Source organism: Piscibacillus sp. B03, assembly GCF_052246295.1.
In the GTDB taxonomy this organism is placed as follows: Bacteria; Bacillota; Bacilli; order Bacillales; family Alkalibacillaceae; genus Piscibacillus.
Window position 1 is genome coordinate 118,418 of sequence record NZ_JBQQCO010000002.1, and the last position, 23,839, is coordinate 142,256.

A 23,839-nucleotide genomic window follows, 5' to 3' on the forward strand; every position below is an offset into this window, starting at 1 on the left:
TCCTGTGCAATCAACGGTTGATGGAAAAACGATTACAGAGTTAGAAAAAAGTATTCGTTACATATCACATATCATCAAGCAAAGAGGTCGTGAGATTTTAGATCATTATCCAATCACACCACCTCAATTTGTTGCGCTTCAATGGTTAAAAGATTCGGGAGATTTGACGATTGGCGAACTTTCTAAAAAGATGTATTTGGCGTTTAGTACAACAACTGACTTAGTTGATCGAATGGAAAAGAATGAATTAATAGAGCGAGTTAGAGACCCAAGAGATCGTCGTGTTGTTCGTATCCACCTACTAGATAAAGGTAAAGAAATTATTCATGAAGTGGTAGAAAAAAGGCAATTATACTTACAAGAGGTTTTACAATCGTTTTCAGAAGGTGAAGTTAAATCGTTACATGTATTAATGTCTAAGTTATTCGAAGAAATGAAACTCCATGAAGAAAATGCAAAACATCAAGATAAAGGAGAATGAACTTGGAACGTCCAATAGGAGTTATCGATTCCGGAGTCGGTGGGTTAACCGTATTACATGAGTTGAAGCGACAATTACCTAAAGAGAAATTCATTTATTTAGGTGATACATTAAGGTGCCCATATGGTTCTAAGCAAGAGAACGAGGTTATTCAATACACTTGGGAAATGGTTACACATTTACTGACCTTTGATATCAAAATGTTAGTCATCGCTTGTAATACTGCTACGGCTTTGGTAATTAATCAGTTACAAGAGCAATTACCTATCCCGGTAGTTGGCGTAATAGAGCCAGGTGCCAGAGCTGCTATTAAAGCAACGAAAAGTAATCATATTGGTATTATCGGAACAGAAAATACTATTAGAAGTCAAGCTTACGAAAAAGCATTAAAGTGTATAAATCCTAATTTAACGACAAATGGTCAAGCATGCCCTAAATTTGTTCCTCTTATTGAAAGTGGACGATTTATGGAACCTGATGCTATTGATGTAGTGAGTGAAAGTTTAGGGTTTTTAAATGATCATCCTAAAATAGATACCCTAATCTTGGGTTGTACGCATTATCCAATCATTCAACCATTAATTGAACAAGTGGTCGGTGATCAGATTACAGTCTTATCATCTGCTATTGAAACAGGACTCGAAGTAAGCACAATCTTGACATTCCATAATTCATATAACTCACAAGATCATCAGCAGGAAGAACCAGTTATTTTAACGACAGGAAGTTTGCACGTTTTTCAACATTTAAAAGAAGAGATTTTTCAATTAAAAAGTGCATCCTTAAAACAAATTACATTAGCCTAATGTAGACTTATACTTCGAAGCAATGAGGTATAAGTTTTTTTATGATATACTGTGGGTTGTGATTAGAAAATGATAAATAGACAAGACTAAACTTTGCAATTATTTTTATATGATTCAGGAGGAATATTATGCGTATTGACGGCCGTACTGCCGAACAGCTTAGAGAAGTCAACATAACAACCAATTTTACAAAACATCCAGAAGGGTCTGTACTTATATCAGTTGGTGAAACAAAAGTCATCTGTAATGCAAGTGTTGAGGACCGCGTACCACCATTTATGCGGGGGCAAGGCAAAGGATGGATTACAGCAGAATATGCCATGCTTCCTCGCGCAACCGAACAGCGTAACATTCGCGAATCATCAAAAGGGAAAGTATCTGGTCGAACAATGGAAATCCAACGTCTAATCGGAAGAGCATTAAGAGCCGTGATTGATCTTGATTCGATTGGCGAGCGTACTATTTGGGTCGATTGTGATGTCATTCAAGCGGATGGAGGCACACGTACAGCATCCATTACGGGCGCGTTTGTTGCTGTTGCACTAGCGTGTGGCAAGTTATTAAAAGAAGAAAAAATTTCAGAAATGCCTATTAAGCATTTCTTAGCGGCGACATCAGTTGGAATTAGCGATGAAGGTGAGCCGATTCTAGACCTTTGTTATGAAGAAGATTCTACGGCATCTGTTGATATGAACATTGTTATGACCGATCAAAATGAATTTGTGGAATTACAGGGTACTGGTGAAGAGGCAACTTTTTCACCCCACGAGTTAAATCAATTAATATCATTAGCTCAAAAAGGAATTGGTGAGTTATTCTCAATTCAAAAAGGAGCCATTGGTAGTATTTCTGATCGAATTGGTGAGAACGAAAAAGGGGAATAAATAATCGATGAAGCAAATCTATGTAGCGACGACGAATAAAGGTAAAATTAAAGAGTTTCAAGACATGTTTAGCTCATTAGATATTGAAATGGTCAGTCTCATGGATGCGTTTGATGACGTTGAAGATGTAGAAGAAACAGGGACAACGTTTGAAGAAAATGCTAGGTTGAAGGCTGATACTTATTCTAAGACCTATAATATTCCTGTTATGGCTGATGATTCTGGTTTAGCCGTTGATGCGCTAAATGGTGATCCTGGTATATACTCAGCACGATATGCTGGTTTAGAGAAGAATGATACTCAAAATATAGAGAAGTTACTTAAGAACCTTAAAGGCATTCAAAATCGTGATGCAGCTTTTGTATCAGTAATTGCTTATGCTGACCCAGGCAAAGAAACTATTGTTGCTGAGGGGCGTTGTGAAGGGCAAATTACGAAGGAACCACAAGGAACTCAAGGTTTTGGCTATGATCCCGTATTTATTCCAAAAGGCTATCAACAAACGATGGCCGAGCTTGGACCAGAGGTAAAAAATAAAATCAGTCATCGTAAACGAGCACTAGACGCTATGATCGACATGATTAAGGATTAATGATAACTGGGGAATTTCCCCCAGTTATTAAATGTTTTTTAAATATAGGTTGACATCTATTAATCATTTTTTATATAATAATTCTTGTCCGCAACAGAGCAGTAGTTGATATGACTCTTTTATTTAATGCTTTTAGTGACTTGAAGATTTAAAGGCTAAGTGTTAAAATAGCATTTGTCTTTAAATTATAATACTACATATGATGCGGGTGTAGTGACGAGCGAAACATCGATGAATAAGCTACGAGTTGCTCCGAAGCATAAACACCTTCGAGTAAGCTAGGAGATGCAGGAGCATAGTGGTAACATAACTTGAAGCGTGAGTAAAAGATTAATTAAACACTACATATGATGCGGGTGTAGTTTAGTGGTAAAACCTCAGCCTTCCAAGCTGATGTCGTGGGTTCGATTCCCATCACCCGCTCCATTTTATTTTTAAAACAGAAAGTACATAAGTCCCAGTAGCTCAGCAGGATAGAGCAACAGCCTTCTAAGCTGTGGGTCGCAGGTTCGAATCCTGCCTGGGACGCCATTTAAAACATGCTCAATCTCTTTAACCATTAAGAGATTGAGCTTTTTTATATTAGGTAAGTTTAATATATCGGGTGTTTGGAGTTTTCTACCATTTATCTTTTCTAAAGAACTATCGTGAAACATTAAAGAGAGCATTTTTAGATCAGAGAGCAGTAGAGGATTATAATATTATAGAACTCTCTACTTCATTAATTACGACTAGTGCTAACAAGGTATATTTTAACCTGAACACATTTATCATGTTTATTCTATCGACTATATTAATTAGCCTGGTTATTAACCTGTTAGCAAAGACTTGGAGTCGTCTAAACAAAAAAGCTCAATCTCACTAATTGGATTGAGCTTTTTAATATGTTTATTTTGGTGAATCTGATTGAGTTTGCTGAGTTAATGATGAAATGACAATGCTTGTAATCACGGTTGCTAATAAGTTTAAAATAGCAAACACTAATAGAACAACGAAAAATGAATCGCGCATAATTCAACCTCCAGTAGTAAGCTTGATGACCTTATTTTGTTATATTTTTATCATAATTCTTCAAATCATTCATTTTTGAGCATAAAAATACTCCTCTTGTTTAGAGGAGTTCTAAAGATATATTCTAACCTATCATTAATCGTACGGTGTTTGGGTTAATCTTTCTCATATATAGTTCTTGTTCTAATAGTTCAATGAAGTCTAATTCCAAATTAAGGTTGATGGATTTGATATATGCACTGATTAGTTGGTCATTGTTTAAATAATGCATACATTTCACCCCTTTTAGTTTCGACTTATCAACATAATACCCTTTTTGTTAAAATATAAACTAAATCTTTTGAAAAGGGTGAGGTTATGAAGGATTTTGCTAAATTAGTACTTAGTCAAACGCAAGATCATTCGGAAATTAAAACAATTAAACCTGTTAGTGGTGGTTCAATTAATGAAAGCTTTTATTTAGAAACAGAGCAACAATCTTATTTTTTAAAATATCATGATTTTGCGCCCGATAACTTCTTTTATTATGAGCAAGAAGGACTTGAACTAATTAGGAGCACCAACTCCATTCAGGTGCCTGAGGTTTATAGCTATTCGGATGAGGAAAATTATGCTTATTTATTATTAGAATGGGTCGAAGGAACGAAAGCGACTAGAACAGAAAATCAGTTAGGTCATCTCATAGCCAAAATGCATCAAACTGAAGCCAAACGGCACGGTGTTGATCATAAAACTTTTATTGGCATTTTAGAGCAACCTAATCAGCTGTATAATGAATGGGTTGATTATTATAAAGAGTGCCGGTTAAAAAGACAATTAGATATTGGTATTGAAAACCACCACTTAACCGGAAAACGCCGCAATCGTTTTGAAAAGTTAATTACCCGATTAGATCAGTTCATTCCTAAAGGTATTAAACCAACATATTTGCATGGTGACTTGTGGGGAGGGAACTGGTTAGTTGGACCTAATGGTAGTCCATATGTAATCGATCCATCATTCTTGTATGGAGATCGTCACTTTGATTTAGCCTTTACAGAGCTATTTGGCGGTTTCTCACATGATTTTTATCAAGCCTACTCTGAGCAGAATCCACCGGAAAGTTATTATGAGGATGTTAAAGAACTATATCAACTCTATTATCTACTTGTTCATTTAAACATATTTGGAGAAGTATATGGTGGGGCAGTTGATCGAGTATTAAAGAAGTATATTGGTTAAAAAGGGCTTGAATATTCTTGTAAGACTTGGTTTAATAAATAAGTGTCTGTCCCAGTAGCTCAGTAGGATAGAGCGACTGCCTCCTAAGCAGTAGGTCGGGAGTTCGAATCTCTCCTGGGACGTAAATAAGACCTGTCCAATTCATTGGACAGGTCATTTAAGATTTTTTCGGATATATTTTAATCATTTTCGTCATGAGATAAAAGAACAACATTAATATTAGTAGAACAAATAAGTGATTTAAATTAATAACTTTTATAAAAAGAAAAAGGATGATTGGCCAAGTAAGCGCGTATGACGTCATCTTCCATAATTGGTGGTATGCAAGCTTTCTTTTAAGAATGTTTCTTAGTAAGTAAGCTATTCCAGATAATAACGTGATGATTAATATAGTGAAAAAGATTGTAATTGTTGGATATAAAAATAATACTTGAATGATAACGACATCTGGAATTTCACCTTTAACGTCTTGAACATTTCTGACAAAATTAATAACGTCTGGTAGAAATAATAGTAAGAATAATAAAATGATATATACGAGTGTATCTCTCATGCTAATTCGATTAAGTTTAAAAAGAGCATCTTTCTTAGGTAACAATAAACTATTTCGAAATATAGTCGTTAAATTCACTATCGGTTCCTCCACTCATGAATTAAGAAAAGAAGGCAAGTTCTTCTTCAATGGCTTTTCTGATTTTTGCTAGGGCATCATCTACATCTTTGCCGAATATTCTATTCCCATTGACTAATGCATATGGTCGAACAGCACATAGCCCACAGAAGGAAAGGCAGCTATTTTCAATCACTGTCACTTCTGGGTATTCTTCTTCAAGTATGTCTTCTAAGTTAACACGTGCCATTAAGTTTCCATCACAAATTTCAACAACCACTAATCCCATAGCTGCTTCCCTCCTTACATACGTTTTCAAAATTATAATTATAAAGCGATTTGCTTAAATGTGCAAATTTAATACTTGAATAAAGGCTCTTACATAATGGAAGAATACGTTTTATATGAATGTTAAGGAGTGATCGAGGTGGATTTTAAAACTTTAGATAAAAGCTTTATTAATGGAGAATGGATAGAGGGGCATAGCAAACGAACATTTGATAATCAAAACCCATATGATGGCTCAGTATTGCAAACAATAAAGTTAGCGACTTTAGACCAGCTTGAAGACACTTTTTTGATTGCGAAGAATGCACAAGAAGAATGGGCAAAGTCTTCGTCAGAAGATAAGAAAAATGTTTTAGAAAAGGTCATTGAGTTTTACGAACAGAATCGAGATGATATCGTCGAGATCATTACAAAAGAAACTGGTGGAAGTGTGATAAAGGCGAATGTTGAAGTGGACTTAACAGTTGGTCTAGTTAATGAAGCATTAAATATGCCTGATGAACTAGATAAGGTTGAAGAAGTACCTGCAGGAGTTGAGAATAGGGTAAACCGGGTTCATAAGTTACCACTTGGTGTCATTACATCTATCTCACCTTTTAACTTCCCGATGAATTTATCGATGAGAACAATTGCACCTGCAATTGCCTTAGGGAATAGTGTTGTTCATAAACCAGATGCTCAAACGGCTATGGCTGGTGGCTCAATCATTGCTAAAGCATTTGAATATGCAGGTTTACCAAAAGGAGTATTTAATTGCATTTTAACGGACCTAGAAGAGATAGGAGATGCCATGTTAGAAAGTCCTCATTCGCAGTTGATTAGTTTCACTGGTTCTACTCCTGTTGGGAAGCATATTGGTAAAATTGCTGGAAGTATGCTTAAACGTGTTGCACTCGAACTTGGTGGCAACAATCCATTTATCGTATTGCAAGATGCGAATGTTGACAAAGCAGTCGATGCCGCAATCTTTGGTAAGTTCATTCATCAAGGGCAAATATGTATGTCTATAAACCGCTTTATCATTCATCAAGATCATTATGATGAATTCGTTAATAAATTCGTCGACCGGGTAAAAGAAATCCCGTGCGGCGACCCGACAAATCCTGAGACCATTGTTGGTCCATTAATTAATGAGGAGCAAGCTGATAAAGCAGAGAAAATTATTGAAGATGCAAAAAAAGCGGGAGCAAAAGTAGCATTAGAAGGTAAACGTGAAGGCAACTTACTGACACCTACTGTTTTCGTTGATGTAGAGAATAATAGTGAACTAGCTCAAACAGAATTATTCTCTCCGATCGCCACCATCATAAAGGCGGAATCAGATGACCATGCAATAGAAATGGCTAATGACACACCGTTTGGGTTAAGCTCAGCGATATTTACTGAAGACTTAACAGAAGGTGAACAGCTAGCACTTAAAGTAGAAAGTGGGATGACTCATATTAATGATCAAACGGTTAATGATCATCCAAATGTACCTTTTGGTGGTGCTAAAGAAAGTGGTATGGGACGCTTCGGTAACCCTTGGATTGTTGAAGAATTTACGATGACTAAATGGGTGTCGATTCAAAAGGAATATCGTGAGTATCCATTTTAATATTTTTCGAGGGCTCTATTTTAAATAGACCCTCTTTTTAAATGTGTAAAATTGACTTAATATCATGTATGATATAGATAGTGAATGCTTAATAAAAATTGAATGACAATTTATGTTTTTAATGAGGTGATTATGGGTAAATTATGTTAACAGGGAAATTATTTAAGACGGGATGGTTTTAGTATGGATTATGAACAGCATGATGTCGTCATGTTCCCGGGATGGAGGAAAGAGTTAGAAGCAAAAACATTTGATGCCGTTAAACATAAGAATTATAAAGAAGCCTTATTACATATTGAACAGTTAGAATCATTTGATGAAGCTTCAAATGATATCTTAACGGCTAAAGTTATTTGTTTGATTGAAATGAATAAATATGAAGAAGCTATTAGTTTATGTCGTAAACTCATGAGAGAAGACGATGAACATTATTTTAAATACTTACATATTTATTTGACGATTTTATTCCAAAATAGTCAATATGCTGAACTTGTTGATTTATTAGACGAGATTCAAAATCATGACTCAATCCCGGTAGAGTATGAAGAGGTTTTCAAACAATTATATGATATGAGCAAACAATTCCAAGAACAGACTCCAGAACGTGAATCAACTGAACATATGGAACATTTCCTTGATTCACTTGAAAATGGGAACTTCCAAGAGCAATGGAATTTATTAGCTTATCACCGTAAGCACGAAATAGGACAATACTTAGATCGAATTATTCCTTATTTAAGTGACACGCAATTAAACCCGGTTATAAAAACAGGTATCATTCAATGGTGCATGGATGAAGAAGTAAGTGATGTCATTGAGGTGGAGAAATTTGATCGAACAGAATGGGTAAAACCAAGTGAGCTTTCTGATGTGTTGGATACTGATTTTGCAAAACAATGTTTAAAAGAGTTAGAACAAATTGAACAAAATGATCCTACTCTTTATCAATTTACTAAACAAATTTTATTTAGATACTTATATATCTTGTTTCCGTTCACACCAGAAAGTGGAACAACTGAAGAAATTGCGGAGGCTGTGTCTGCGTTAGCAGAAAGCTATTTGAATTTGAATGAAAGTGACGATCGTACATACATATCTGATGAAATTCGTAAATGGATGAATGAAATTGAGAAATTAGAGAAGGTGTATTTCTCACGAATTGACGATTGACAATTTCATAGGATTACATTATTGAACGGAAACATTTCTATGTTATAATATAGTGGTTGCTTTATGCATGAATAGTGATATTATAAAGTTCGCTATGTAAAAAATATTGGAATAAATAGTTTTTTGGAGGGAAGTTTTATGTCAGCAAAATGGGAAAAGAAAGAAGGCAATGAAGGTGTCTTAACATTTGAAGTAGACACTGACCAATTTGACAAAGCCTTAGATCAAGCATTTAAAAAAGTAGTTAAGGATGTTCAGGTACCAGGATTCCGTAAAGGTAAAGTACCTCGTAGCATTTTCGAAAAACGTTTTGGCGTTGAAGCATTATACCAAGATGCTGTAGATATTGTTCTACCTGATGCTTATATGAAAGCAGTTGAAGAAGCTGGAATTACACCAGTTGATCGTCCGGACGTCGATATCGAACAAATTGAAAAAGGTCAACCATTAGTATTCACAGCTAATGTAACTGTTAAACCAGAAGTTACTCTAGGTGAATATAAAGGACTTGAAGTAGAAGATAAAGACACAACAGTTACTGATGAAGAAGTAGAAGAAGAGTTAAAGTCACTTCAAGAAAAGCAAGCTGAATTAGTTGTAAAAGAAGAAGGTAAAATTGAAGAAGGCGACACAGCTGTTATTGACTTTGAAGGTTTCGTAGATGGTGAAGCTTTCGAAGGTGGAGCAGCTGAAAACCATTCATTAGAAATTGGTTCTGGTCAATTCATCCCTGGTTTCGAAGAACAATTAATCGGTAAAGAAACTGGAGAAGAAACAGACGTTGTCGTTACATTCCCAGAGGACTACCAAGCTGAAGAATTAGCTGGTAAAGAAGCTACATTCAAAGTTAAAATTCACGACATCAAAACTAAAGAACTACCTGAATTAGATGATGAGTTTGCTAAAGATGTAGATGAAGACGTTGAATCATTAGATGAGTTAAGAACAAAAACTCGTGAACGTCTAGAAGAAGAAAAGAAAAATGATGCAGACGTTGAGAAGCGTGAAGCACTAGTTAACCAAGCTGCTGAAAATGCTGAAATGGATGTACCTCAAGCAATGGTTGACACTGAGCTTGATCGTATGATGCAAGAGTTTGAGCAGCGTTTACAAATGCAAGGTCTTTCATTAGATATGTATGCTCAATTCACTGGTCAAGATCAAAACGCTCTTAAAGAGCAAATGAAAGATGACGCTGAAAAACGAGTTCAAACTAACTTAACTCTAGAAGCGATCTCTGAAGCAGAAAACTTAGAGGTTACAGAAGAGGACATTGAAAAAGAGCTTGAGCAAATGGCGTCAATGTACAACACAGATGTTGACAACTTAAAACAAATGCTTGGAGGAAATACGGATATGCTTAAAGACGACCTTAAGATGAAAAAGGCCATTGACTTCTTAGTAGAAGAAAGCAAAACTGTATAATATGATTAAACAAGGCGCGTTTTGATACGTGCCTTGTTTTACAATAAATGCAAAATACATAATCCTAAAAGGTGTGTAACTTTTAGAGAGTTACGCATAAAATGATTGTAAGTTTTTCTTTTGACTAATTTTATTTTGAAGTACATAATGAGAATTACGAGATTCATTTATACAAACAATAATATGACATCGTTGAAATACAGATAAAAATATTGATTCTTATGGGGTGAAAGAATGTTTAAATTTAACGAAGAAAAAGGGCAGTTAAAATGCTCTTTCTGTGGTAAAACGCAAGATCAAGTTCGTAAGTTAGTCGCAGGACCAGGCGTATATATATGTGATGAATGTATTGACCTATGCACGGAAATTGTTGAAGAAGAGTTAGGCTCAACAGAAACTGAAGATTTTAAAGAGGTGCCTAAGCCTAAAGAAATTTGTGAAATTCTTGATGATTATGTTATTGGTCAAGAAAAAGCGAAAAAATCTCTTTCTGTAGCGGTTTATAACCACTATAAACGTATTAATTCTAATAACGTAAAGAATGATGATGTAGAAGTATCTAAAAGTAATATTTTACTTTTAGGACCAACAGGTAGTGGTAAAACATTACTTGCACAAACATTAGCAAGAATCTTAAATGTACCATTTGCTATTGCCGATGCAACGTCATTAACTGAAGCAGGTTATGTTGGTGAAGATGTTGAGAACATCTTACTCAAATTAATCCAAGCTGCAGATTATGATGTGGAAAAAGCTGAAAAAGGGATTATCTATATTGATGAAATCGATAAAGTGGCTCGAAAGTCAGAAAACCCTTCAATCACAAGAGATGTATCTGGTGAAGGGGTTCAACAAGCATTACTAAAGATTCTTGAAGGAACACAAGCGAGCGTTCCACCTCAGGGCGGACGTAAGCATCCTCATCAAGAATTTATTCAAATTGATACAACTAACATCTTATTTGTGGTTGGTGGTGCTTTCGACGGAATCGATCAAATAGTAAAACGTCGTTTAGGTGAGAAAGTTATTGGTTTCGGTGCGGAAGCTAACAATGCCAATATTAATGAACAAGATTTATTAACAAAAGTACTTCCAGAAGATTTATTACGTTATGGTCTAATCCCTGAGTTCATTGGTCGTCTACCTGTTATCGGTAGCTTAGAGCAATTAGACGAAGATGCTTTAGTCGAGATTCTTACAAAACCAAAAAATGCGCTTGTTAAGCAGTATGAAAAGCTATTTGAAATTGATGATGTTGAACTTGAATTTGAAGATGAAGCATTACGAGAAATTTCTAATAAAGCAATCGAACGAAAAACAGGAGCACGTGGTTTAAGGTCTATTATAGAAGGAATTATGTTAGACGTAATGTTTGATTTACCTTCTCGAGATGATATTGAGAAGTGTGTCATTACAAAAGACACTGTGAAGTTAGAAGACGGTAAGCCTAAACTTGTTATGAAAGACGGTTCAGTCGTTGATCAAAATGAAGAGCCAAAAGAAAGTGCTTAAGACCTCAAATAAACTCGCCGCAAAGGCGAGTTTATTTATTTCAATGAAGTATAAAAATAAGCATTATACAAAATGTGATGGTGTCCATTATCACAAAAATCATGTTGAGAGTTCGATAATTAAACCGTGCGTTTGTGACTCGCTAAGGTCGGACGCTTGCCGTGCCTGCGGAAAGCGAAGCATTTTGATTGAGCGATGATAAATATATTCAGGTCATAAGTGGATGGTGTAAATTGATACACGACCTATAGTAAAGTAGTTAATTGAACATAATAATAGTGGTTTGTTTAAATAAGAGGACTTCAATTTACAACCTTATTGGATTTCTATATGATTAAAGTACGGAAAATATTGGAGGTGTTCATCATTGGGAACAGATAAACTAACAGAAATCCCCCTCCTACCATTGCGTGGCGTTGTTGTTTATCCATCAATGGTTATGCATTTAGATGTAGGAAGAGAAAAATCAGTCAAAGCTCTAGAAGATGCTATGATGAAAGACCATCATATTTTATTAGCAACTCAAAGAGAAACATCTTTAGATCAACCGTCTAAAGATGATTTATATCATACAGGTACTGTTGCTGAAATTAAACAAATGGTTAAGTTACCTAATGGGACAAGACGTATTCTAATTGAAGGTCTTCACCGCGCTGAAGTTCAGTCTTTCATTAAAGAAGATGATTTTTATATTGTTAATTACGAAACGTTAGAAGATGAACATGGCGATGATGTTGAACAACAAGCTATGATGCGTATGTTAGTCGACGACTTTTATGAATTTACTAAGGTCTCGAAAAAGCTAAACCAAGAGACGTTTGATTCGGTCAAAGACATTAATGAACCAGGACGTTTAGCGGATATGGTAAGTTCCCATCTTTCGTTAAAAATTCAACAAAAGCAGAGAGTTTTAGAAATTGTTTATATTCCTGAACGTTTAGATTTTATTATTCAACTTATAAACAATGAAAAAGAAGTGCTTAGCATGGAGAAGAAAATCGGTCAACGAGTGAAACGCTCCATGGAACGCACTCAAAGAGAGTATTATTTAAGAGAACAATTGAAAGCTATTCAGAAAGAGTTAGGCGACAAAGATGGGAAGACTGGTGAGGTTGCTGAATTAAAAGAAAAGATTGATGACGCAGAAATGCCAGAGCGAATTGAAAGCGTCGCGTTAAAGGAACTTGACCGTTACGAGAAGGTTCCTCAAACCTCAGCTGAAAGTTCAGTCATTCGCAATTATATTGAGTGGCTTGTTTCTCTACCTTGGACCAAAGAAACAACGGATAACTTAGAGATTGCTCGTGCTGAACGCATTCTAAACGAAGATCATTATGGTTTGGATAAAGTTAAAGAGCGAGTTTTAGAATATTTATCAGTTCAGAAATTAACCAATTCTTTAAAGGGTCCTATTCTATGCTTAGTTGGCCCACCAGGAGTTGGTAAAACATCTCTAGCACGATCAATCGCTCGTGCAATTGACCGTAATTTTGTTAGAGCATCACTTGGCGGAGTAAGAGATGAAGCAGAAATCAGAGGTCATAGACGTACTTATGTAGGTGCAATGCCTGGGCGAATTATTCAAGGGATGAAAAAAGCTGAAACCATTAACCCAGTCTTTTTATTAGATGAAATTGATAAAATGGCGAGTGATTTTCGTGGTGATCCTTCTTCAGCAATGTTAGAAGTATTAGACCCAGAGCAGAATTATTCTTACAGTGATCATTTTATTGAAGAACCATATGATCTATCGAAAGTTATGTTCATCGCAACAGCAAATAATTTAGCGACCATTCCTGGACCATTATTAGATCGAATGGAAGTCATTACAATTGCAGGTTATACTGAGCTTGAGAAATTGCACATTTCAAAAGAGCACTTACTTCCTAGACAGTTGAAAGAAAACGGGTTATCTAAAGGACAACTACAAATCCGTGATGATGCAATTCTTAAGCTAATTCGTATGTACACGCGTGAAGCAGGGGTTCGTAATCTTGAAAGACAATTTGCGTCTATTTGTCGTAAAGCGGCAAAAATCATTGTGTCAGATGAGCAGAAGCGCGTCGTCGTTACCGAAAACCGACTTGAGGATTTATTAGGAAAACCACGCTTTCGATATGGCCAAGCTGAAGTCGACGATCAAATTGGTACTGCTACTGGACTAGCTTATACTCAAGCTGGTGGAGATACATTATCAATTGAGGTATCACTATCGAAAGGAACTGGCAAGTTAACGCTCACTGGTAAACTAGGAGACGTCATGAAAGAATCAGCTCAGGCCGCTTTCAGTTATATTCGCTCTAGAACAGAAGAGCTTGAGATTGCACCTGATTTTTATGAAAAATATGATGTCCATATTCATGTGCCTGAAGGAGCAACTCCTAAAGATGGTCCATCAGCAGGTATTACAATGGCAACAGCGCTCGTATCTGCTTTAACTGAGAGGCCGGTACGTAAGGAAGTTGGTATGACAGGTGAAATTACATTACGTGGACGAGTATTACCTATTGGTGGTCTTAAAGAAAAATCATTAAGTGCACATCGAGCTGGATTGAAAACGATTATTATACCCGAAGAGAATGACAAAGATTTAGAAGATATACCTGAAAGTGTGCGTAAGGGACTAACATTCGTTAAGGTTAAGCATTTAGATGAAGTTTTAGAGCATGCTTTATTACCTATAAAATCAATGCAGAAGTAACGTTTAATTTGAGGAGATATTATTATGAAAGTTACACAAGCTGAAATTGTAATCAGTGCTGTAAGTAAGAAACAATATCCTAATGAAGGCTTACCTGAAGTAGCCTTAGCAGGTCGATCTAATGTTGGTAAATCATCTTTTATCAATAAGATGATTCAACGTAAAAGCCTGGCTAGAACATCTTCAAAACCTGGTAAAACACAAACGCTTAATTTTTACAAAATTAACGAAGCTTTCTTTTTCGTAGATGTTCCTGGTTATGGATATGCAAAAGTGTCCAAGAAAGAACGTGAAGCCTGGGGAAGAATGATGGAGGAATACTTTCAAGAGCGTGAAACACTTGAAGGTACTGTATTATTAATTGATATGCGTCATCCTCCAACTGAAGATGACATAATTATGTATGACTTTTTGAAGCACTTTGATATTCCGGTTTTAATCGTTGCAACGAAGCTTGATAAGGTCAAGAAAGCTAAACGTGATCAACATATTAAGGTCATTAAAGAAGCACTAGACATAGAACCTGAAGACAACTTAGTGGCTTTCTCAGCAGAAACGGGAGAAGGCAAAGACCAAGCCTGGAAACACTTAAGTGAATTTATTTCTTAGTAAAAGGGACTTTCCTAGTCAATGATGACTGAGAAAGTCCTTCTTATTTTTTGAGGGAATTTGTTTTATAAAGCTACTTTTTAAAAAGTATAATGCTCCCTATTAGGATTAAAAGTATTGGCCAAAATCGTTCAAGTTGAACAAATACAAAATCAAACCAACTAAACCAATTTGGCATGGCGATTGAAGTAATCGCCATAAATGAGATAATAATAAAAATAAGTCCAATTACCATTCCCTGATTCGTTTTCTGAGATCTTAATAAAAAGGCAAAGCCAATAATTAATGTGTACATCCCCCAATGATCAATCCATTGTACAGAATGTGTTAGAGCATGAAAGTGAATACCAAGACCTAATAAAACGACTCCAGGGAAAATACTGTCATGATGTTTTTGGGAATAACCATTGAATAAAAAGGCAATACCTAATATGATTAGTATGGTCGGCCAAGTGTCGAAACGTGATAAAAAGGGAATAGAGTACTGTTGTAATAAGAAATAAATACCAATACCGATTAGAATGATTCCAAGAAAAGATTTCTGTTGATTCATGAGAGACACTCCTAAAAACAGTTTTCTTGATGGCTATACCGCCATGTGTTAGTCTTAATATGTAAATAATAATTATTCTAAATTAATATTATCATAAATTTTCATATTATGTTCATCTTTATGGACGTAATAAAATGAGTATTATTGGTATACTAAAACTATAAATAATTGGTACGTATTGATAAGGGGTGAAGGGTATGCATGTCATGGTAATGAGTTTAAACTATCGGACAGCCCCAGTTGAATTAAGGGAAAAATTAGCATTCAAAGAAGAACAAGTCGGAGATGCAATGATCGCTCTTAATCAAGAGAAGAGCATTTTAGAAAATGTCATTGTATCTACTTGTAACCGTACGGAATTATATGTTGTAGCAGACCAGTTGCATACTGGTCGTTATTATGTAAAACGTTTTGTTTCTAATTGGTTTTCGGTAGACCTTGATGAGGTTAAAAACCATGTTGAAATTTATGAAGATCAAAAAGCTATTCAACATTTATTCCGGGTATCAGCTGGTTTAGACTCGATGGTATTAGGAGAAACTCAAATTCTTGGACAAGTCAAAAACTCGTTTCAAATAGCTCAAGAAAATGAGGCTTCAGGTCTTATTTTTAATCAGTTGTTCAAACAAGCAATTACGGCTGCTAAACGTGGGCATCGTGAAACTGAAATCGGTGAACATGCGGTGTCAATTAGTTATGCTGCAGTAGAGCTTTCTAAAACTATCTTCGGTGAGTTAAATAATCAGCATGTTGTCATCTTAGGTGCTGGTAAGATGGGTGAGTTAGCTGTTCAAAACTTACATGGTAGCGGCGTGAATCGTGTAACAGTTATTAACCGAACATATTCAAAAGCACAGGAGTTGGCTAATCGATTTAATGGTGAGGCAGAGCCTTTAGAGAAGTTTGAATCTGTTTTAGAAGATGCGGATATTTTAATTACATCAGCAGGAACAGAAGATTATGTGTTAGGTAAAGCGCAAATGGCTAATCTGTTGAAAAAGAGAAATGGAAAACCAATCTTCCTTGTTGATATAGCTGTACCACGTAATTTAGATCCGGCTATTAATGAATTAGATGGCGTCTTTTTATATGATATAGATGATCTTCAAGGTATTGTCGATCAAAACTTAACAGAGAGACAAAAGGCAGCAGCTAAAATAGAAGAAATGATTGATACTGAATTAGATGAGTTTGAGGAGTGGCTGACAACATTAGGAGTTGTTCCAATCATTTCAGCTCTTAGAAAGAAAGCTTTAACTATTCAAGAGCAGACAATGGCATCTATAGAAAGAAAAATGCCTGATTTAACAGCTCGCGAGAAAAAAGTATTGAACAAGCACACGAAGAGTATTATTAATCAAATGCTTAAAGAACCAATACTTCAGGCTAAAGAAATGGCTGGCGAGGAACATGCTGACGATATGCTTAAGCTGTTCATTCGTATTTTTGGCATAGACGAAGAGGTTGAAGAGGAGTTAAAACAACAAAACTCAAAACACCAAAGCCATGAAGAAGTAAGCCGTTCTTTACCTCTTGCAGGTTTGATTCAAGCTATTCAACATCGCTAATAAGGGGAAACTCATATGAGTGCCTTTGAAGATTTAAGAATCTACGAATTAATTGTTATATTATACGGATTGAGTCTATTGATGTATTTCTATGACTTTGTTAAGCAAGACCGGAAGGCCAATCAAATGGCCTTCTGGTTACTTTTATTGGTTTGGTTTTTACAGACCATTTTTTTATTTATAGAGATTTATATTTCAGGCACATTGCCTATACTGAGTATTACGGAAGGTCTTTACTTTTATGCATGGTTAATATTATTAGTTTCTGTTGTGGTAAATTATTTCTTCAAAGTAGATTTCTTAGTTTTTGTAATGAATGTAGTAGGCTTTATCATTATGTTAATCTTTCTTGTGTCGTACTTAACAAGTGATGGAAGCACCTTTGGGTCACAATTCATTGGTGAACTATTACTATTTCATATAGTGTTAGCATTTCTGTCTTATACTCTCTTTACAATTTCCTTTGCTTTTTCGGTCTTATATTTATTACAATTTAAGATGTTGAAGGAAAAGAAGTGGGGACGGATCTTGAAAAAGTTAGGCCGCCTTGGTCAAATGGAAGAACTATCATTTCTACTCATCATTTTTTCAACACCAACATTATTTATTTCGCTCATTTTAGGTGTTATCTGGGCATATATGGCAAATGAGATGTTTTACTGGATTGATCCTAAAACAATTGGCTCATTTATCGTCATAATTATATATTGCTTTATTATTTATAGAAAAGTTACAAATAAATCAGTTGGAAAAGATCTTGCCAATGCTAATACAATGGCATTTGCTGTTTTGTTTTTAAATTATTTCTTATTTTCATTTTTATCAAATTTTCATTTTAATTAGGAGGTTTACGATGAGAAAAATCGTAATAGGCTCAAGACGTAGCAATTTGGCTTTGACACAGACAGAGTGGGTTATTGAGCAATTAAAAAAGCATACCGATGATTACGAATTTGAAGTGAAAAAGATTGTTACAAAAGGTGATAAAATTTTAGATGTAACATTATCTAAAGTTGGTGGAAAGGGTCTGTTTGTAAAAGAAATTGAACAGGCTATGTTTGACCATGAAATTGATATGGCTGTACATAGTATGAAGGATATGCCTTCCCAATTACCTGAGGGGCTAGAGATTGCTTGTGTACCGGAACGTGAAGACCATCGCGATGCCTTTATTTCGAATGATCACGTTAAACTGGATGATTTAAAGGAAGGGGCTATCATAGGAACAAGCAGTTTACGTAGGGGTGCTCAACTTCTAACTTATCGCCCTGACCTTAAGATTCAATGGATTCGTGGTAATATCGAGACTAGACTAAGAAAATTAAAAGAAGAAAATTTCGATGCAATCATACTTGCAGCAGCTGGACTTAAACGTATGGGTTGGTCTACTGACCTTATTACACAGTATTTAGATCCAGAAGTTTGTTTACCAGCCGTTGGTCAAGGTGCATTAGCAATTGAATGTCGTGAAAGCGATGATGAATTGAAACAATTACTATCTAAAATTAATAATGAATATACAGCAACAACAGTAGCGGCAGAGCGTAAATTCTTAAGTATGTTAGAAGGAAGCTGTTCTGTGCCAATAGCTGCTTATGCTGTACGTGAAGGGGACCAAATTACATTAACAGGATTAGTATCCTCATCTGATGGAAAAACAGTCCTAAAAACACAATCCACTTCAATTGATCCGATTCAAGCAGGTGAATCAGTTGCTAATGAGTTAATCAATCAAGGTGCTAAGGAATTAGTTGAAGAAGCTAAAAGAGAATTGGAAGACCAATAATGACTCAGCTAATGGGGAAAACCATTTTTATTTCTCGTGAGGAAACAAAAGCTCAGGACTTTATATCTCTTATAGAACGTCAAGGAGCTAATGTTTTACCGCATTCATTGATATCATTTGAGTTAAGAACATCTGAAGATCATCGAGCAGTGTTAGCTCAATTAAATACATTTGATTGGATTGTATTTACAAGTGCAAATGGTGTTAAGTATTTTTATGAGACATTGAATGCATATAAAGTTTCAACATCTAGGGTTCGCCATATAAAAAAAGCTGTAGTAGGAAAGAAAACGCAACAATTTTTAGAACAGTATGGTGAAACCGTTGATTTTGTACCAGACGTATTTGATGCAGAGCACTTTAGTCAGACATTTATAGTAGAAGAACAACCTGCTAAAGTGCTATTAGTTAAAGGGAATCTCTCACGTAAAGTAATCGATGAGTCTTTAAATCAATCTAATATCCCTTTTGAGACGATTACCGTTTATAATACAATTGTAAATAGAGAAGTTGAAAAACAACTTAAAGACGTTTTGGAACAACCGATTGATGCGTGGGTATTTACATCCCCATCTTCCATTCAAGCCTTTGAAGAGTTCATAGATTTAGAAGATTCATCTATACTTGATCAACCTTGCTTTTGCATCGGACATACGACGCAAGATCAAGCCAACCGTGTTGGTTTTAAACAGACCATTGTGCCTTATGAATTTACGTTAGAAGGCCTAGCAGAAGCCGTGAGTGATTATTACTCTTAAAAAAGGAGAGTTTTGATGAGTGATATAAATTTTGATAGACATAGACGATTAAGAAGCTCAGCTAGTATGCGTGCACTAGTTAGAGAAACACATCTTAAAACAGAAGATTTAATTTATCCTATTTTTGTTCTAGAAGAAGAAGGGCAAAAAAATGAAGTTCCATCTATGCCAGGTATTTTTCAAATTTCTTTAGATCGATTATCTGAAGAAATGGACGAGGTAGTCTCATTAGGGATTAAAGCTGTCTTATTATTTGGAGTTCCAAATGTGAAAGACTCGGTAGGATCTGAGGCTTATAATGATGAAGGTATTATACAAAAGGCTACGCGATACATTAAAGAAAACTATCCTGATGTTTTAATCGTTGCAGACACCTGTTTATGTGAATACACAGATCATGGTCATTGTGGTGTTATTCATGATCATTATGTGCATAACGATGAGTCATTACCTTTTCTTGTAAAGACTGCAATCTCTCAGGCTAAAGCAGGAGCAGATATTATTGCGCCTTCTAATATGATGGATGGCTTTGTTGCTGCAATTCGTGAAGGGTTAGATGAAGCTGGGTTTGAAAATACCCCAATTATGTCTTACGCGATTAAATATGCATCAGCCTTCTACGGTCCATTTAGAGATGCAGCAGGAAGTACACCACAATTTGGAGATCGTAAAACTTATCAAATGGATCCAGCAAACCGTTTAGAAGCTCAGCGAGAAGCTGAATCTGATATTATGGAAGGTGCTGACTTTTTAATCGTTAAGCCAGCTATGACTTACTTAGATATTATGAGAGAAGTGCGTGACCGTTATAATTTACCAATTGTTGCTTACAACGTGAGTGGTGAATTCTCAATGGTAAAAGCAGCTGCACAGAATGGTTGGATTGACGAACAACAAATTGTTTTAGAAAAATTAACCTCAATGAAACGAGCGGGTGCAGATTTAATTATCACTTATTTTGCTAAAGATGTCGCAAAATGGCTTCAACAATAGAAGGAGGTTATAAATATGGGTTACGACAAATCTAAAGAATTATTTAACGAAGCAGTCGATTTATTACCAGGTGGAGTTAACTCTCCAGTAAGAGCATTTAACTCTGTCAATATTGACCCGATCTATATGGAAGAAGGTAAAGGGTCAAAGATTTATGATGTTGATGGTAATGAATATATCGACTATGTACTAAGCTGGGGTCCTTTAATTCTTGGTCATGCTGATGATCAAGTTGTTGAAAATTTGAAAAAAGTATTAGAAAAAGGTACAAGCTTTGGTGCGAATGTCGAATATGAAAATAGGCTAGCCAAACTTGTCATAGACCGTGTGCCATCAATTGAAATGGTTCGTATGGTTAACTCTGGAACAGAAGCAACAATGAGTGCTTTAAGATTAGCACGCGGATACACAGGACGAGATAAAATTTTGAAGTTTGAAGGAAACTATCATGGCCATGGTGATTCATTATTAATTAGAGCAGGGTCTGGTGTTGCAACCCTAGGCCTACCTGATAGCCCAGGGGTACCAGCATCAATCGCGCAAAATACAATCACGGTTCCTTATAATGATCAAGAAAGTGTGAAATACGCTTTTGAAGAATACGGTAAAGATATTGCAGCAGTCATTGTAGAACCAGTTTCAGGAAACATGGGCGTTGTTCCACCAGTTAATGAATTCTTAAGCTTCTTAAGAGATATAACGGAAGATCATGGTTCATTACTTATTTTTGATGAAGTCATGACAGGGTTCCGTGTAGGTTATAATTGTGCTCAAGGACACTTTGGTGTAACCCCAGATTTAACATGCTTAGGAAAAGTAATCGGTGGTGGACTTCCAGTTGGTGCATACGGTGGTAAACGTGAAATTATGGAACGCATTGCCCCTGCTGGAGATATTTATCAAGCCGGGACACTTTCGGGTAACCCACTTGCAATGGCAGCTGGTTATGAAACATTAAGTCAGCTAACTGAACAATCTTATAAAGAAATTAGTAAAAAAGCTGATCGTTTAATAGAAGGCTTTCAAAAAGCTGCTGAAGAACATGGAGTACCGTTACAAGTTAACCGAGCTGGCTCTATGATTGGATTTTTCTTTACAAACGAAGATGTCATTAATTTTGAAACAGCTAAATCATCAGATCTAGACTGGTTTGCTGAATACTATCGTCTAATGGCAGAACAAGGCATTTTCTTGCCGCCTTCACAGTTTGAAGGGATGTTCCTATCAACGGCTCATACGGATGTAGACATTGAGAAAACGATTGAAGCAGCTGAACATGCATTTAAACATTATAAAGGTTAATCAGGATCCTCGCAGCTTACACGCTGTGAGGATTTTTTGTTAAAACATCGTAGTTGTTAATGTATTTCCGCGAGCGCGATTTTAAATTTTTAAGACTCATAATGTCGACTAAATTTCCTCACACTATCATTTTGTTAATCTTTTACTTTAATATCCTTGAAAAGTTCTTTTTAAAAACAAGTTGTCATATATGTAATGGTAAAGGATATTTTTGTGAGGAGGATGAGTCGTGAATTATAACGGAAATGAACCCTTTCTATTTGATTTACACGAGGAAATAACATTTCGTCAAGGTGAAGAAATTGATGATTTGTACGGCATTTCCATTCAACCGGATGTTAATATAATAAAAGAAGCTACTTACATCCAGTTGCGTGGTGTCTTAATGGTGTCGGGTGATTATCAGTCATTACCAAGAGAAGAACCAATGTATTTAATGGATCAAGATGATGATGAGAATTATGTCCAGCAAGTTAAAGCGCTTGATAACGGGTTTACGACATTCCAATACCCGATCCCTGTTGATATTACGATTCCAGCAAATCGTGTTAATGAAACAGGTGAGCCAGATGTAGAAATTGAGTATTTTGATTATGAACTACCAGAACCGAAATCATTGCATGTGTACGCTAAGATTCGATTAGCTAATGTAGAGGTAGAAGAAGAGTATAGTGAGGAACGTCATGAAGAAGATGTGAATTCTGATTTTCAAGTACAAGAGATTCCAAGTTTTGAAGAAGATGATCAAAAAGAAGGTGCTGAAGAGGAAACGGAAGAGGACACGCGTCCACATGAAGAATCTGCAGAAGCTACAGCAGAAGTAGAAACAGAAGAATCTGCAGAAGCTACAGCAGAAGTAGAAACAGAAGAATCTTCTGAAGATAAAACTAAAGGAAGAGAATTCTGGAATAAGAAAGAGACTCAATCATTCACAGAGTTTTTTAATAATAAAGAGAAGAAAGCTAAAGCCGAAGAAAAGCCTAAAGCTAAAGAACAAAAGGATCAAGTAGAGTATCAGGACAACGCTTATAAAGATGAAAAAGATAATGTTGAATATCAAGACAATGCTTATCAAGGTAATAAAGATAATGTTGAATATCAAGACAACACTTATATGCAGGATAATAAAGAAAATGAATCTGCAAAAGAAAACCAAATGAAGCAAGAGAAGGAAGAGAAACAAGACGATGTTGTAGAAGAAGAGAAGAAGGCGAAGGATGAAGCTAAAGAAGAAGCCAAGAAAGAAAAGAAAGAAAAGAAAGAGGCTAAAAAGAAAGAAAGTAAGAAGAAGGATAAAAAGCAGGAAAAACAAGACACGAGTCCTGAAGTGAAACAAAAATCAAGCAAAGATGATTATGATGACCATGACCAAATGGATGATGAAGACGGTAAAAAGCCTAAGAAGAAAATGTTTGGCCTGAATTACTTGTCTAATTTCTTTAGAGATGATGAAGAATTACGTGAAAAAGAGAAAGTGAGTGTGAAAATGCGTTTCGTACAACAGAATGAAACGCTTGAATCGATTGCTGAATCTTATAAAGTGCCAGTTTCTCAATTAGAACGTTTGAATGGGCTGGAGGATGACCGTCAACTTAAAGCTGGGGATGTCCTGTATGTTCCATATAAAAAGTAATTAGATCCATTCAAGATAAAAAGCGATATATAAACCTACTAATAAACCAGATAAAAAGACATCTAACGTGGATGGGAATAATAATGTTCTAACTAACTGAAAAATCATGATTGGTAATGTACATTTCTCAACAATGAAAATACAATGTCTTGCCCAAGGTGGTAAGCGGTAGCGATAATATCTAGCCATTAGTCTCCTCCTCTCTATTACACAATATGACGATACGAATAATGTGTTAATGAAATGTGGAAAAAAGTGTGGGCATTTGCCCCACTTTTTTATTGCTTAGAAATCTGTGGTTTTGCAAAAAACAATGATATAGAAGAAGTCGTTGAATTA

24 protein-coding genes and 3 tRNA genes are annotated in these 23,839 nt (G+C 35.6%); 21 read left to right on the forward strand and 6 right to left on the reverse strand.

Annotated features, from left to right (window positions below; translation table 11 throughout):
• Positions 1–4 precede the first annotated feature (4 nt).
• From ACTWQB_RS02235 to ACTWQB_RS02260, 6 genes are all read left to right on the forward strand, one after another.
• Entirely contained in the window at positions 5–481 is a 477-nt protein-coding gene (locus ACTWQB_RS02235) for a MarR family winged helix-turn-helix transcriptional regulator (protein WP_443137555.1), read from the forward strand.
• Positions 478–1,287, forward strand: coding sequence for a glutamate racemase (gene racE / locus ACTWQB_RS02240; RefSeq protein ID WP_443137556.1), 810 nt, complete (start codon positions 478–480; stop codon positions 1,285–1,287). The genes ACTWQB_RS02235 and racE overlap by 4 nt, the downstream gene beginning before the upstream one ends.
• 128 nt (positions 1,288–1,415) lie before the next feature.
• Entirely contained in the window at positions 1,416–2,171 is a 756-nt protein-coding gene (rph, locus tag ACTWQB_RS02245) for a ribonuclease PH (protein WP_443137557.1), read from the forward strand.
• Positions 2,172–2,178: 7 nt separating this feature from the next.
• Positions 2,179–2,763, forward strand: a complete 585-nt coding sequence (locus ACTWQB_RS02250; protein WP_443137558.1) for an XTP/dITP diphosphatase — start codon at positions 2,179–2,181, stop codon at positions 2,761–2,763.
• A 352-nt stretch (positions 2,764–3,115) separates the two neighbouring features.
• Positions 3,116–3,189: transfer RNA gene (locus tag ACTWQB_RS02255), tRNA-Gly, on the forward strand.
• 28 nt (positions 3,190–3,217) lie between these two features.
• Positions 3,218–3,294, forward strand: a tRNA-Arg gene (locus ACTWQB_RS02260).
• 357 nt (positions 3,295–3,651) lie between these two features.
• Here the strand turns inward: ACTWQB_RS02260 and ACTWQB_RS02265 are convergent.
• Positions 3,652–3,774, reverse strand: a complete 123-nt coding sequence (locus ACTWQB_RS02265) for a hypothetical protein (RefSeq protein ID WP_443137559.1) — start codon at positions 3,772–3,774, stop codon at positions 3,652–3,654.
• A 124-nt stretch (positions 3,775–3,898) separates the two neighbouring features.
• Complete coding sequence (gene sda / locus ACTWQB_RS02270; RefSeq protein WP_443137560.1) at positions 3,899–4,045, reverse strand: sporulation histidine kinase inhibitor Sda; 147 nt, start codon at positions 4,043–4,045, stop codon at positions 3,899–3,901.
• Between the two features lie 86 nt (positions 4,046–4,131).
• Between sda and ACTWQB_RS02275 the strand changes: the two genes are divergently transcribed.
• Both ACTWQB_RS02275 and ACTWQB_RS02280 read left to right on the forward strand, forming a co-directional pair.
• Entirely contained in the window at positions 4,132–4,995 is an 864-nt protein-coding gene (locus ACTWQB_RS02275) for a fructosamine kinase family protein (RefSeq protein ID WP_443137561.1), read from the forward strand.
• A 48-nt stretch (positions 4,996–5,043) separates the two neighbouring features.
• A tRNA-Arg gene (locus ACTWQB_RS02280) sits at positions 5,044–5,117 on the forward strand.
• A gap of 35 nt (positions 5,118–5,152) precedes the next feature.
• Here the strand turns inward: ACTWQB_RS02280 and ACTWQB_RS02285 are convergent.
• Both ACTWQB_RS02285 and ACTWQB_RS02290 read right to left on the reverse strand, forming a co-directional pair.
• Positions 5,153–5,626 carry a DUF1189 family protein gene (locus tag ACTWQB_RS02285; RefSeq protein WP_443137562.1) on the reverse strand — a complete coding sequence of 158 codons (474 nt, stop codon included), beginning with the start codon at positions 5,624–5,626 and terminating at the stop codon, positions 5,153–5,155.
• Between the two features lie 22 nt (positions 5,627–5,648).
• A complete protein-coding gene (locus tag ACTWQB_RS02290; RefSeq protein WP_443137563.1) occupies positions 5,649–5,894 on the reverse strand; it encodes a DUF1450 domain-containing protein in 246 nt (81 codons plus the stop codon).
• A 138-nt stretch (positions 5,895–6,032) separates the two neighbouring features.
• Here ACTWQB_RS02290 and ACTWQB_RS02295 point away from each other — a divergent pair, with 138 nt between their 5' ends.
• The 6 genes from ACTWQB_RS02295 (at position 6,033) to yihA (ending at position 14,907) form a co-directional block, all read left to right on the forward strand.
• Entirely contained in the window at positions 6,033–7,490 is a 1,458-nt protein-coding gene (locus ACTWQB_RS02295; RefSeq protein ID WP_443137564.1) for an aldehyde dehydrogenase family protein, read from the forward strand.
• A gap of 183 nt (positions 7,491–7,673) precedes the next feature.
• Positions 7,674–8,660, forward strand: coding sequence for a tetratricopeptide repeat protein (locus tag ACTWQB_RS02300; protein WP_443137565.1), 987 nt, complete (start codon positions 7,674–7,676; stop codon positions 8,658–8,660).
• Positions 8,661–8,798: 138 nt separating this feature from the next.
• A complete protein-coding gene (gene tig, locus ACTWQB_RS02305; RefSeq protein ID WP_443137566.1) occupies positions 8,799–10,085 on the forward strand; it encodes a trigger factor in 1,287 nt (428 codons plus the stop codon).
• Between the two features lie 234 nt (positions 10,086–10,319).
• The gene (clpX, locus tag ACTWQB_RS02310) at positions 10,320–11,597 is read left to right on the forward strand and encodes an ATP-dependent protease ATP-binding subunit ClpX (RefSeq protein WP_443137567.1); all 1,278 of its coding nucleotides are present in this window, start codon (positions 10,320–10,322) and stop codon (positions 11,595–11,597) included.
• A gap of 367 nt (positions 11,598–11,964) precedes the next feature.
• The gene (gene lon / locus ACTWQB_RS02315; protein WP_443137568.1) at positions 11,965–14,298 is read left to right on the forward strand and encodes an endopeptidase La; all 2,334 of its coding nucleotides are present in this window, start codon (positions 11,965–11,967) and stop codon (positions 14,296–14,298) included.
• A 24-nt stretch (positions 14,299–14,322) separates the two neighbouring features.
• Entirely contained in the window at positions 14,323–14,907 is a 585-nt protein-coding gene (gene yihA / locus ACTWQB_RS02320) for a ribosome biogenesis GTP-binding protein YihA/YsxC (RefSeq protein ID WP_443137569.1), read from the forward strand.
• Positions 14,908–14,980: 73 nt separating this feature from the next.
• Here the strand turns inward: yihA and ACTWQB_RS02325 are convergent, their stop codons facing one another.
• Positions 14,981–15,460 (reverse strand): LiaI-LiaF-like domain-containing protein, encoded by a 480-nt coding sequence (locus ACTWQB_RS02325; protein WP_443137570.1) that lies wholly within the window; start codon positions 15,458–15,460, stop codon positions 14,981–14,983.
• Between the two features lie 197 nt (positions 15,461–15,657).
• Here ACTWQB_RS02325 and hemA point away from each other — a divergent pair, with 197 nt between their 5' ends.
• The 7 genes from hemA (at position 15,658) to ACTWQB_RS02360 (ending at position 23,500) form a co-directional block, all read left to right on the forward strand.
• Positions 15,658–17,028, forward strand: a complete 1,371-nt coding sequence (gene hemA, locus ACTWQB_RS02330; RefSeq protein ID WP_443137571.1) for a glutamyl-tRNA reductase — start codon at positions 15,658–15,660, stop codon at positions 17,026–17,028.
• Positions 17,029–17,043: 15 nt separating this feature from the next.
• Positions 17,044–17,871: a cytochrome C assembly family protein gene (locus ACTWQB_RS02335; protein WP_443137572.1), complete on the forward strand. Its 828-nt coding sequence runs from the start codon at positions 17,044–17,046 to the stop codon at positions 17,869–17,871.
• 10 nt (positions 17,872–17,881) lie between these two features.
• On the forward strand, positions 17,882–18,814 hold the full coding sequence (gene hemC / locus ACTWQB_RS02340) for a hydroxymethylbilane synthase (RefSeq protein ID WP_443137573.1): 933 nt from the start codon (positions 17,882–17,884) through the stop codon (positions 18,812–18,814).
• Between the two features lie 11 nt (positions 18,815–18,825).
• Positions 18,826–19,572: a uroporphyrinogen-III synthase gene (locus ACTWQB_RS02345; protein WP_443137574.1), complete on the forward strand. Its 747-nt coding sequence runs from the start codon at positions 18,826–18,828 to the stop codon at positions 19,570–19,572.
• A gap of 15 nt (positions 19,573–19,587) precedes the next feature.
• On the forward strand, positions 19,588–20,565 hold the full coding sequence (hemB, locus tag ACTWQB_RS02350; protein ID WP_443137575.1) for a porphobilinogen synthase: 978 nt from the start codon (positions 19,588–19,590) through the stop codon (positions 20,563–20,565).
• A gap of 15 nt (positions 20,566–20,580) precedes the next feature.
• The gene (hemL, locus tag ACTWQB_RS02355) at positions 20,581–21,867 is read left to right on the forward strand and encodes a glutamate-1-semialdehyde 2,1-aminomutase (protein WP_443137576.1); all 1,287 of its coding nucleotides are present in this window, start codon (positions 20,581–20,583) and stop codon (positions 21,865–21,867) included.
• Positions 21,868–22,096: 229 nt separating this feature from the next.
• The gene (locus ACTWQB_RS02360) at positions 22,097–23,500 is read left to right on the forward strand and encodes a LysM peptidoglycan-binding domain-containing protein (RefSeq protein ID WP_443137577.1); all 1,404 of its coding nucleotides are present in this window, start codon (positions 22,097–22,099) and stop codon (positions 23,498–23,500) included.
• Here ACTWQB_RS02360 and ACTWQB_RS02365 read toward each other — a convergent pair whose 3' ends face one another.
• Positions 23,501–23,689: a hypothetical protein gene (locus tag ACTWQB_RS02365; protein ID WP_443137578.1), complete on the reverse strand. Its 189-nt coding sequence runs from the start codon at positions 23,687–23,689 to the stop codon at positions 23,501–23,503.
• Positions 23,690–23,839 lie beyond the last annotated feature (150 nt).